Annotated in this window: 14 protein-coding genes; all 14 read right to left on the bottom strand. The window is 62.3% G+C overall.

Annotated elements, in window-relative coordinates; translation table 11 throughout:
* A partial coding sequence (locus tag EOA86_RS07410) for a DMT family transporter (protein WP_245497163.1) occupies positions 1–743 on the bottom strand: 743 nt, incomplete at its 3' end.
* Between the two features lie 5 nt (positions 744–748).
* Complete coding sequence (locus EOA86_RS07405; RefSeq protein ID WP_128341111.1) at positions 749–1,729, bottom strand: RluA family pseudouridine synthase; 981 nt, start codon at positions 1,727–1,729, stop codon at positions 749–751.
* Between the two features lie 62 nt (positions 1,730–1,791).
* A complete protein-coding gene (locus tag EOA86_RS07400) occupies positions 1,792–2,130 on the bottom strand; it encodes a DUF190 domain-containing protein (RefSeq protein WP_065009799.1) in 339 nt (112 codons plus the stop codon).
* Positions 2,127–2,498 (bottom strand): fluoride efflux transporter CrcB, encoded by a 372-nt coding sequence (crcB, locus tag EOA86_RS07395; protein WP_245497162.1) that lies wholly within the window; start codon positions 2,496–2,498, stop codon positions 2,127–2,129. The genes EOA86_RS07400 and crcB (EOA86_RS07395) overlap by 4 nt, the downstream gene beginning before the upstream one ends.
* Positions 2,499–2,623: 125 nt before the next feature.
* Positions 2,624–3,013 carry a fluoride efflux transporter CrcB gene (gene crcB / locus EOA86_RS07390; protein WP_128341109.1) on the bottom strand — a complete coding sequence of 130 codons (390 nt, stop codon included), beginning with the start codon at positions 3,011–3,013 and terminating at the stop codon, positions 2,624–2,626.
* Positions 3,014–3,091: 78 nt separating this feature from the next.
* Positions 3,092–4,402, bottom strand: coding sequence for a replication-associated recombination protein A (locus tag EOA86_RS07385; RefSeq protein ID WP_128341108.1), 1,311 nt, complete (start codon positions 4,400–4,402; stop codon positions 3,092–3,094).
* 51 nt (positions 4,403–4,453) lie between these two features.
* On the bottom strand, positions 4,454–5,941 hold the full coding sequence (locus EOA86_RS07380; RefSeq protein WP_127209456.1) for a DegQ family serine endoprotease: 1,488 nt from the start codon (positions 5,939–5,941) through the stop codon (positions 4,454–4,456).
* Between the two features lie 191 nt (positions 5,942–6,132).
* Positions 6,133–6,564, bottom strand: coding sequence for a 50S ribosomal protein L17 (gene rplQ / locus EOA86_RS07375; protein ID WP_023799277.1), 432 nt, complete (start codon positions 6,562–6,564; stop codon positions 6,133–6,135).
* Between the two features lie 144 nt (positions 6,565–6,708).
* The gene (locus EOA86_RS07370) at positions 6,709–7,719 is read right to left on the bottom strand and encodes a DNA-directed RNA polymerase subunit alpha (RefSeq protein ID WP_023799278.1); all 1,011 of its coding nucleotides are present in this window, start codon (positions 7,717–7,719) and stop codon (positions 6,709–6,711) included.
* Positions 7,720–7,819: 100 nt separating this feature from the next.
* Positions 7,820–8,209, bottom strand: a complete 390-nt coding sequence (gene rpsK / locus EOA86_RS07365; protein WP_023799279.1) for a 30S ribosomal protein S11 — start codon at positions 8,207–8,209, stop codon at positions 7,820–7,822.
* A gap of 146 nt (positions 8,210–8,355) precedes the next feature.
* Positions 8,356–8,724, bottom strand: a complete 369-nt coding sequence (gene rpsM / locus EOA86_RS07360; protein ID WP_029352234.1) for a 30S ribosomal protein S13 — start codon at positions 8,722–8,724, stop codon at positions 8,356–8,358.
* A gap of 191 nt (positions 8,725–8,915) precedes the next feature.
* Complete coding sequence (locus tag EOA86_RS07355) at positions 8,916–9,524, bottom strand: adenylate kinase (protein WP_029352232.1); 609 nt, start codon at positions 9,522–9,524, stop codon at positions 8,916–8,918.
* Positions 9,521–10,861 (bottom strand): preprotein translocase subunit SecY, encoded by a 1,341-nt coding sequence (gene secY, locus EOA86_RS07350; protein ID WP_065008707.1) that lies wholly within the window; start codon positions 10,859–10,861, stop codon positions 9,521–9,523. Before secY ends, EOA86_RS07355 begins: the two co-directional genes overlap by 4 nt.
* A gap of 191 nt (positions 10,862–11,052) precedes the next feature.
* Positions 11,053–11,200 (bottom strand): uL15m family ribosomal protein (locus EOA86_RS07345; RefSeq protein WP_164891602.1); only part of this gene is annotated, 148 nt, incomplete at its 5' end.

Here is an 11,200-nt window from a genome sequence, read left to right as displayed (position 1 = left end):
AGACAGAGCCAGAACCATAGCACATAGGTGAAGGCGACGATGTAGACCGCCTGAAATAGCAGAGCCAAGGTCGGCAAAGCGGCGAAGTCGCGGACAGGCGGCCCGGCGAAAGGCAGCACCAAGGCGCCTACCACGGCAGCGCCGGCCAGTTGATAAAGCAGCAATTTCTCGGCGCTCGTTTCCGCCAATTTCGTCCGCTTGATGACGATGTAGGTCAGGGCCCAGAGTATGCCGGCGCCGAGACTGAGCAGATCACCGGTCAGTGTCGCGCCATTATCGGCGCTCAACTGATCGGAGAACACCGCGACCAATCCAGCGAATGCGAGCAGAAGGCCGACGAGTCGGCGCACGGTGATGCGTTCGTCCAGCAGGAAATGCCCGCCGACCAGCACCCAGAACGGCATGGTGTTGACCAGCAAGGTGTTGCGCGCGACGGTCGTCTGTTCGAGCCCGACATAGAGAAACAGGAACTCGAGACCAAAAAGCGCGCCTGCCAGAATGCCGGCGACAAAGGATCCGTCGCGGGTAAAAAGCTCAATGCCGCGCCAGCGGCACCAGGCGAGAACGCACAGCCCGCCAATGACCGACCGTGCCATCGACAGGAAAACGGGATCATAGCCGGCATAGGAGATCTTGGCGGCGACGTAGTTCAGCCCCCAGGAAAACGTCAGTCCGACCATGATGGCGGCGGCCGCTACGTCGACCCTGTCGCGGCGGTCGAGTGTATCGGTAGCGATACCCACTGGACCTAGTCCTCGGCGCTGGCGTCGTCGAAGCCGAGCAGGTTCCAGCTCTGGCGCATATGCGGCGGCATCGGTGCGGTGACAACGATAAGACCCTTGTCGGGATGCGGGATGACGATGCGGCGCGCGTGCAGATGCAAGCGGTTCTGCATGCCGCCGGGGAAATCCCAATTGGTGTCGGCCTCGAAATATTTGGGATCACCGATGATCGGGCAGCCGATGTGAGCGGCATGGACGCGAAGCTGGTGGGTACGGCCGGTATAGGGTTCCATTTCCAGCCAGGACAGGGTCTGCGCCGCCTGTTCGACGATCCGGTAATAAGACACCGCGTGGTCGGCGCCCTTTTCGCCATGCTTGGCGACGCGCACGCGGTCGCCGTCGGGCGTCGCCTCCTTGATCAGCCAGGTCGAGATCTTGTCCTCGCGCTTCGGCGGCACGCCCTTGACCAGCGCCCAATAGGTCTTCTTGGTCTCACGCGCCCGGAACGCCTCGGCAAGCTTCATGGCGGCGAGCCTGGTGCGGGCGACGACCAGCACGCCTGACGTGTCGCGGTCGAGCCGGTGCACCAGACGCGGTTTCTCGCCTTTCTGGTTGCGCCAGGCTTCCAGCATGTCGTCGACATTGCGGGTGACACCCGAGCCACCCTGAACGGCAAGGCCTGCAGGCTTGTTGAAGACGAAGACTTTCGGATCTTCATGGATCAGCATCTTGGCCAGAACGTCGGCGTCGCCCTGGTTGCGGATCGAGTGACCGGTAAGCGGGCTCTCGCCCTTCTTGTCCACTTCGAGCGGCGGGATGCGGACCATCTGGCCCGGCTCGACGCGGGTATCAGCCTTCACCCTGCCACCGTCGACACGGATCTGGCCGGAACGCAGCAGTTTTTGCAGATGGCCGAAGCCAAGCCCCGGAAAATGGGTCTTGAACCAGCGGTCGAGCCGCATACCCGCCTCGCCGGCCTCCACCGTGATCTGTTCTACGCCTGCCATAATTCCAATCGCCGTTTCGCGGGCATGCAACGGCATTCACCGGCACCCACAACCTCACTCGATCATTCGTTATCGGTTCCATATTGCAGAACCTGAACTTTCTCCAGTGTGATCAAACCACTTGTCATGATTGTTTCAAGGACGGGCAGGAAAGCGGCTATCTTTTCCTCGTCATCGACGATCTCGATCACAAGGGGCAGATCCTCCGACAGACGGAGGATCTTCGTGGTGTGAAGCCGACTGGAATGGCCGAACCCCATCGCCCCGCGCAGGACGGTAGCGCCGGCAATCTGCATTTCGCGGGCCTTCAGCACAATCGCCTCATACAGCGGACGGCCGTCTGCCCTGTCGTTCTCGCCGATGAATATGCGCAGCAACTGCGCCTGTCTTGGTATCTTCATTGCCTGGATCCTCTCAGCCGGTTGAGGCGCACTGCAAGGATGTGGCCAAGCCAGACGGCGGCAAGCCACGTTACCACGGAGATCGCGATATTGGCCGCAGCCGCCATAAGCTTCCCGCTTTGCGCGAGGGTGAGCGTTTCAAGGCTGAAGGCGGAGAAGGTTGTCAGGCCACCGCAGAAGCCGGTCATGAAGAAGTGGCGCTGCAACGGGCTGGCGAAGGCGCGGCCATCCGGCCCCGTCAATGTCGCGTAGAAGCCGATGAGGAATGAGCCGACAATATTCACGAGGAGCGTGCCGAATGGGAATCCATTGCCCCACAGGGCAGTGCTCGTCAGCGAGGCAAGCGCCCGCAGCACGCCGCCGATCATGCTGCCTGCGGCCACGGTCGCATAGATTCGAACCGCTTCGTTCGTTTTGCGCCAGCTAATGAGGCGCGCCGCATGCTCTGCTGCGGCGGTGTCCGTCCCGCCGGAGCGGAGCTTCCGCGGGCTGCTCATGGCGCCCCACTGCCAATCAGAAGACTTCCTGCAGCAAAGCCCAGCGTCACGCCACCGAGGCTCAGAAAGACCGAAAGCAGCACATTGCCACCGGCGCGCAGCCATTCGCCCTCACGCGCCAGTGCCAGCGTCTGCAGGCTAAAGGAGGAAACCGTGGTGTAGCAGCCGAGGCCGCCGGTTGCGGCAAAGGCCCAGATGGCGGGCATGCTCTCGCGCGCCACCGCATGCGCAACGACACCGATCGCAAATGCCCCCGAAACGTTGACGACCATTGTGCCCCAGGGAAAGGTCTCGCCGACCCGGCGGGCGACGAAGCCGGACAGGAAGAAGCGGGCCATTGCGCCGATCGCGCCGCCAAGACAGACAAGCAACAGATGATACATCATGCTCCCTCTTGCCGGTCAAGCTACGGTGTCAGGCACCTCCGGCCTTCTTGGTCTCAAGAGACCGCAGGCCGCGCGAGCCTACTTTTGCCGCTCGCCGCGCAGCTTCGCCCAATAGTCGAGTCGTTTCCTGATATCACGCTCGAAACCGCGCTCCGGCGGATCATAGAATGTGCGGCGGCCCATCTTTTCCGGAAAATAATCCTGTCCGGAAAAAGCGTCCGGCTCGTCGTGGTCGTAACGGTAGCCGGCGCCGTAATCTTCGTCTTTCATCAGCTTGGTCGGCGCGTTGAGGATGTGTTTGGGCGGCAGCAGCGAGCCGAACTCCTTCGCCGCCTGAGTGGCGGCCTTGAAGGCGGTGTAGACGGCGTTGGATTTGGGCGCGCTGGCGAGATAGACGGTGGCCTCGGCGAAGGCGAGCTCGCCCTCTGGCGAGCCCAGGTAGTCGTAGGCATCCTTGGCGGCATTGGCGATGACCAGCGCCTGCGGGTCTGCCAGTCCGATATCCTCCATCGCCATGCGCACCAGCCGGCGGCCGAGATAGAGCGGATCCTCGCCGGCGTCGAACATGCGGGCGAGATAATAGAGGGCGGCGTCCGGGTCGGAGCCGCGCACCGATTTATGCAGCGCCGATATCAGATTGTAGTGGCCGTCCTGGCCCTTGTCGTAGATCGGAGCGCGGCGCTGGACGATGCGCTGCAGGCCCTCGGCGCCGAACACCTCGCCTGACTTGGCGGCGCGCCAGACCTCTTCGGCCAGCGTCAGCGCCGCGCGGCCATCGCCATCGCTCATGCGGATGAGCATCGCCCTCGCCTCGTCGTCGAGCGGCAGCGCCCTGCCCTCGGTCTCCTCGGCACGCGCCAGCAGTTTTGCGATGCTGTCCTCACCGAGCGAATGGAAGACCAGCACGCGCGCGCGGGATAGAAGCGCCGCGTTCAGTTCGAAGGACGGGTTCTCGGTGGTGGCGCCAACCAGCACGACGGTGCCGTCTTCCATGACAGGCAGAAAACTGTCCTGCTGGGCGCGGTTGAAGCGATGGATCTCGTCGACGAAGAGCAGCGTCTGATGGCCGTTGGAGCGGCGCAGCTTCGCCGCCTCGAACACTTTCTTCAGGTCGGCGACACCGGAAAACACCGCCGATATCTGTTGGAAGGCAAGGCTGGTTTCTCCGGCAAGCAACCGCGCGACCGTGGTCTTGCCCGTCCCGGGCGGCCCCCAGAAGATCATCGAGCCGAGCGAGCCGGAGCCGATCAGCCGCGTCAGTGCGCCGTCGGGCCCGGTCAGATGCTCCTGGCCAACGACCTCGCCGAGGTTCTTCGGGCGCAGCCGGTCGGCCAGCGGCCTGCCGGGCGGCGCCATTTCCGGTTCATCGACACTGAACAGATCGGCCATGCACTTCGTTTCGTTGGAGCGCGATCTCGTCCGAAGGATCGACGCTCGGGCTCAGTAACGCAACACCTGGCGCAGTATCTGCCCGCCGCGCTCGACGGTAAAGCGCCACCAGCGCGTCTCTTCCATGGCTGCCTGTTCCAGTGTCGCGGCGGTATCGATGGTCAAGCCATTGACCTCGCGAACGATGTCGCCCGGCTGGAAGCCGAAATCGGCTGCGGGCGAGCCGCGATTGATGTCGACCACCGTAACACCCTTGACATCCGTGCGCATGCCGAGCCGCTGGGCGAGCCGAGGCGACAGCTCCGCAACCTTGGCACCGGAAAACGGGCTGCGACCGCGCAGTGTCACTTCCGCGAGTTTTGCACCTTCCGGCGCGCGCTCCAGCGCAATCTCCATCGTCGCTTGCTGGCCCTTGCTGAGGACGCCGAAGCTGGCATTGGTGCCGATCGACAGCGTCGCCATCCGGTAATCTAGCGCCTCGATGCTCTCGACCGGCGTGCCGTTGAGCGACAGCACGACATCGCCGGGCTTGAGCCCCGCCGTGGCCGCCGGCCCTGCTTCTTCGACGGACGAAACCAGCGCCCCGGTCGGGGTCTCCAGACCGAGCGATTCGGCGATCTGCGGCGTCACGCGCTCGAATTCGGCGCCGATATAGGGCCGCTCGAAGAAGTCGCGCCCGGCCTTGGCCGCATCGGCAAACGCGCGAACCATGTTGGAGGGAATGGCAAAGCCGATGCCGATTGAGCCGCCGCTGCGGCTGTAGATCGCCGTGTTGATGCCGACCAGTTGGCCACCCATGTTGATCAGCGCACCGCCGGAATTGCCGGGATTGATCGCGGCGTCGGTCTGGATGAAGAAACTGGAATCGGAAACGCCGATGTGGCTGCGGGCAAGCGCCGAAACGATGCCGCTGGTGGTGGTCTGGCCGACACCGAAAGGGTTGCCGATGGCCAACAACAGGTCGCCAACCTCGAGCGCGTCGGAATCGCCGATGGCGACGACCGGAAATGGCTTGTCGGAGGAGATCTTGAGCACGGCGAGGTCAAGCGTCTCGTCCTTGAGCAGCACCTTGCTGTCGAATTCACGCCCGTCCGCGGTGGCGACCTTGACCTGATCGGCGTCCTTGATGAGGTGGAAATTGGTGACCACTATGCCTGTCGGATCGACCAGCACGCCGGAGCCGAGCGAGGACTGCGCACGCGGCTGCGAACGGCCGAAGAACTCTTCGAAGAAAGGATCGCCGTCGAAGGGCGACCTCAACTTGGCCGTTTGCGAGGCATAGACATTGACCACGGCTGGCGCCGTCTGCTTGACCAGCGGCGCGAAGGACAGTTGCATCTCCTCGCGGCCGAACGGAACACGCTTGTCTGGACCGGAGGTGGCATTTTCGCCTTCGGCGCCGCGCAGCATGTCCGTCAGCACATCGGACAGACCGGGATCGGCCTTGGTGTCCTGAGCCAGCGCCTGCCTGGCCGCCGGCGCGACTGCCAGCGCCATCAAGGCGCAGAATAGAACAAGAGACAGCCGTTTTACGCGCATTCCGAATCCTCCGGGTCGGGCGCCATTGTCCCGACGATTGTGCAAAATGAAAGGCTGAGGCAATGAAATCCGATTATTTTGAGCGATAAGGTCTGAGCTGAGCAGAAATGGTCGCAAATGTTCCCTGCCGCATTCCGGAATGCAAAAAGGGGCCCGCAGGCCCCTTTTGAACTCTTTACGCAAACCGAAGCTTATGCGGCCGCGGCTTCTTCGTCGGTGCCTTCTGCCTCGATGCGGGCACGGTCGCCGGCGCCCTTGGCCGAGGTGTCGCGATCGACGAACTCGATGACCGCCATGGCGGCATTGTCGCCGTGGCGGAAGCCCGCCTTCATGATGCGCAGATAGCCTCCGTTGCGGGTGGCGTAGCGCGGCGCGATCGTGTCGAACAGGCGCTTGACGACGCCTTCATTGCCGATCTGGGCAATCACCTGGCGGCGGGCATGCAGATCGCCTCGCTTGCCGAGCGTCACCAGCTTCTCGACGATCGGACGCAGATCCTTCGCCTTCGGCAAGGTGGTGAGGATCTGCTCATGCTCGATGAGCGATACGGCAAGGTTGGCAAACATCGACTTGCGATGGCTTATGCTGCGGGCGAACCGGCGGCCTTTAAATCCGTGGCGCATGGCTCTTCTCCTGGTGTTGTGGGCGGTTGGCCCGGCTGTTTCATTTTGTGAATGGTCAATAGTGAATGGTGAATGGAAGGGCTCTACCTCTCCGAAGTCGCCGACCGGCGACCATTCACCATTTCACCATTCTCAATTCACCGGTCAGTATTGATCTTCGTAACGCTTGGCGAGGTCTTCGATGTTTTCCGGCGGCCAATCCGGCACTTCCATGCCGAGGTGCAGGCCCATCGCCGCCAGGACTTCCTTGATCTCGTTCAGCGACTTGCGGCCGAAGTTCGGGGTGCGCAGCATCTCGGCTTCGGTCTTCTGGATCAGGTCGCCGATATAGACGATGTTGTCGTTCTTCAGGCAGTTGGCCGAACGCACCGAAAGCTCCAGCTCGTCGACCTTCTTGAGCAGCGCCGGGTTGAAGGCAAGCTCGGTCACCTGCTCGGCGGCGACTTCCTTCTGCGGCTCGTCGAAATTGACGAACAGACCAAGCTGGTCCTGCAGGATGCGGGCAGCGAAAGCCACCGCGTCCTCGCCCGAGATCGAACCGTCGGTGTCGATCGTCATGGTCAGCTTGTCATAGTCGAGAACCTGGCCCTCACGGGTGTTCTCGACCTTGTAGGAGACCTTTTTGACCGGCGAGTAGAGGCTGTCGACCGGGATGAGACCGATCGGCGCGTCTTCAGCACGATTACGGTCGGCCGGAACGTAGCCCTTGCCGGTATCGACGGTGAACTCCATGCGGATTTCAGCGCCCTCGTCCAGCGTACAGATGACGTGGTCGGGGTTGAGGATCTCGACGTCGCCGACCGTCTGAATGTCGCCGGCGAGAACAGCGCCCGGTCCCTGCTTGCGCACGACCATGCGCTTGGGGCCGTCACCTTCCATGCGGATGGCGATTTCCTTGATGTTCAAGACGATATCGGTCACGTCCTCGCGCACGCCGGCGATGGACGAGAATTCATGCAAAACCCCGTCGATCTGCACGGCAGTTACTGCCGCGCCACGCAGCGAAGACAGAAGCACGCGACGTAGCGCATTGCCGAGGGTCAGACCAAAGCCGCGCTCGAGCGGCTCGGCGACCAGCGTGGTCAGCGTCTTCTTCTTCGACGAAAACTCGATCTTGTTCGGCTTGATCAGTTCCTGCCAATTTTTCTGGATCATGATGCTTTCCTTCCGTTGACCCGCCACCATCCAATCGTGGCGGGCGACCTGGAATGCCGTGGAGGAACGCTACTGGCGTTCGCGCGGCGTTCGATAATTCTTAGACGCGGCGCTTCTTGCGCGGGCGGCAGCCATTGTGCGGGATCGGCGTCACATCACGTATCGAGGTGATGGTAAATCCGGCTGCCTGCAGCGCGCGCAGCGCGGATTCACGACCGGAGCCGGGCCCACAGACTTCGACCTCGAGCATGCGCATGCCGTGTTCCTGGGCCTTCTTGGCAACGTCCTCGGCAGCCATCTGGGCAGCGAACGGGGTCGACTTGCGAGACCCCTTGAAGCCCTGGGCTCCCGCCGACGACCAGGCAATCGAATTGCCCTGCGCGTCGGTGATGGTGATCATCGTGTTGTTGAAGGTCGAGTTGACGTGAGCAACGCCCGACGAAATATTCTTGCGTTCGCGACGGCGAACACGTGTGGCTTCCTTGGCCATGATGGTCCTTTCAGTTGATCTCTACACCGCCGTAATGCCAGCGGCTCCACCTTCGTAAGGGAGTAGGGGAATAGGGCAGTAAGGCAGTAGGGAAACGCTCGGCTGTTCCCTACTGCCTTACTCCCCTACTCCCTTATTCCCCTAATTTACTTCTTCTTGCCGGCGATCGACTTGGCCGGGCCCTTGCGGGTGCGCGCATTGGTATGCGTGCGCTGGCCGCGAACCGGCAGCGAGCGGCGATGACGCAGGCCGCGATAGCAGCCGAGGTCCATGAGCCGCTTGATGTTCATCGACACTTCGCGGCGCAGATCGCCCTCGACCTGATAGTCGCGGTCGATCGTCTCGCGGATCTGCAGCACTTCCGCGTCCGTCAGCTGGTTGACGCGGCGCTCGGCCGGGATGCCGACCTTGTCGACGATCTCCTGGGCGAAGTTCTTGCCAATGCCGTGAATGTACTGAAGCGCAATGACGACGCGCTTGTTGGTCGGAATGTTGACGCCGGCTATACGAGCCATGTTCTTCTCTTCTCCATGTGGGCCGGGCAAGCCGGCGCTATCAAAGTTGCCCCGCGTCCGGTGGAGGCCGGCCCATGCGGGAGTTTCCAGTTCAAAGCGGCTGCCTTGCCCTTGCGGGCAAGCAAGCCTCATGCCTGATAGGAAGACGGGCCGCCATACCCCAGCGAACCGCTCCAGTCAAGCGTAATCGTTTATTTTCCCTTTGCCGCCGCGTGGGTGGCAGCGGTGAGCACCACTTCGATCTGTCGCGTCACGGCATCGATGTCGGCCATGCCGTCGACACCTCTGAGCTTGCCCTTGGCATAGTAGTAGCCGATCAGCGGCGACGTTTTCTTGTAGTACTCCTTCAGGCGCTCTTCGAACACCGCCGGGTTGTCGTCCTTGCGTACCGGCAGACCCGCAGCCTTGGCCTCTTCGACGCGCCTGCCGATCCGACCAACCAGCGCCTTGTCGTCAACGACAAGTTCGATGACAGCGTCGAGAGTGAGGCCGCGATCCGAGAGCATCGATTCAACCGCGTCCGCCTGCACCAAAGTTCGCGGGTATCCGTCAAGGATGAATCCCCCGGCACAATCGGCCTGATCGATACGCTCGGCCACGATGGCGTTGACAATGGCGTCGGAGACCAGTTCGCCAGCGTCCATCACCGCCTTGGCGCGCTTGCCGACTTCGGTGCCGGCCTGGACAGCAGCGCGCAGCATATCGCCCGTGGAGAGTTGGGGTATGCCGTATTTTTCTACCAGTCTTTGTGCTTGCGTCCCCTTGCCCGCCCCTGGCGGTCCAAGCAATATCAACCTCATCTGGCCTTTTTCCCCCCGCGCAGCTTCGACTTCTTGATCAGGCCCTCATACTGGTGCGCGATCAGGTGACCCTGAATCTGCGCCACCGTATCGAGCGTTACACTGACCACGATCAGAAGCGATGTGCCACCGAGGTAGAATGGTACGCCAGTCGCTGAAATCAGGAACTCGGGCAGCAGACACACCAGCACCAGATAGATGGCGCCGACGACGGTGATGCGGGTGAGAACATAGTCGATGTAATCGGCGGTGCGCTCGCCCGGACGGTAGCCCGGAATGAAACCCGAATGCTTCTTGAGCTGGTCGGCGGTGTCCTTCGGGTTGAAGACGATCGCCGTATAGAAGAAGGCGAAAAACACGATCATCGCCGCATAGAACGCCATGTAGAGCGGCTGGCCATGGCCGAGTGCCGCCAGGACGGTGCTGGCCCAGGCTGGCATGTTGGTCGTCTGCGAGAAGCCGGCGACCGTCGCCGGCAGCAACAGCAGCGACGAAGCGAAGATCGGCGGAATGACGCCAGCCGTGTTGAGCTTGAGCGGCAGGTGCGATGTGTCGCCCTGGAACATGCGGTTGCCGACCTGGCGCTTCGGATACTGGATCAGCAAGCGCCGCTGGGCGCGCTCGAAGAACACGATCAGCGCGATGACGACGACGGCGAGAACGATGATCGCCAGGATCAGGCCGGTCGACAGCGCGCCGGTGCGGCCAAGTTCCAGCGTACCGGAGATGGCTTGCGGCAGGCCGGCGACGATACCGGAAAAGATGATCAGCGAAATGCCGTTGCCAATGCCGCGGGCGGTGATCTGCTCGCCCAGCCACATCAGGAACATGGTGCCGCCGACCAGCGTGATGACGGTCGAGATGCGGAAGAACATGCCGGGATCGCTGACAATGCCGTTGCCGCCCTCCAGTCCGACCGCAATGCCGTAAGCCTGGACCAGGGCCAATAGCACGGTGCCGTAGCGGGTATACTGGTTGATGACCTTGCGGCCCTGTTCGCCTTCCTTCTTCAACGCCTCCAGAGTCGGGATGACCGAGGTCATCAGCTGCATGATGATGGAAGCGGAGATATAGGGCATGATGCCGAGGGCAAAGATCGCCATGCGCTCGACGGCGCCGCCGGCGAACATGTTGAACATGCCAAGCACGCCCTTGCTCTGCGACGAGAAGGCCTGGGCGAAAGCGTCGGGATTGATGCCGGGCAGCGGGATATAGGTGCCGAGGCGGTAGACGAGCAGCGCGCCGATGGTGAACCAGATGCGCTTCTTCAGATCCTCCGCCTTGGCGAAGGCCGAGAAATTCAGATTCGAGGCTAGTTGTTCAGCAGCCGAAGCCATGCCTGATTCTCCGCTTGGTCACGCTCGATGGCCCGCAACTCAGGCGGCGCGTGTCACCGAAGCTCACGAGATAAGCTCCGGACTGCAAACATGCAAGCGGCCGCGTTGATGCGGCCGCCATATTGATCGGATCAAAGCGCAATCCAAAGCGAAACGTGTCTCACTCTTGCCGATCGCGCTTCAAATCGCCGTTACTCGGCGGCTGCCTTTTCCGGCAGCTTCACCGAACCGCCGGCCTTTTCGATCTTCTCGATGGCAGCCTTGGAGGCGCCGGCCACGTCGAAGGCGAGCTTCGACTTGATGTCGCCGTCCGAGAGGATGCGCACGCCGTCCTTGACG

Source organism: Mesorhizobium sp. M5C.F.Ca.IN.020.32.2.1, assembly GCF_004023105.1.
GTDB lineage: Bacteria > Pseudomonadota > Alphaproteobacteria > Rhizobiales > Rhizobiaceae > Mesorhizobium > Mesorhizobium wenxiniae.
Note: the sequence above shows the minus strand (reverse complement) of the source record. Positions and strands in the feature narration are given on the sequence as shown.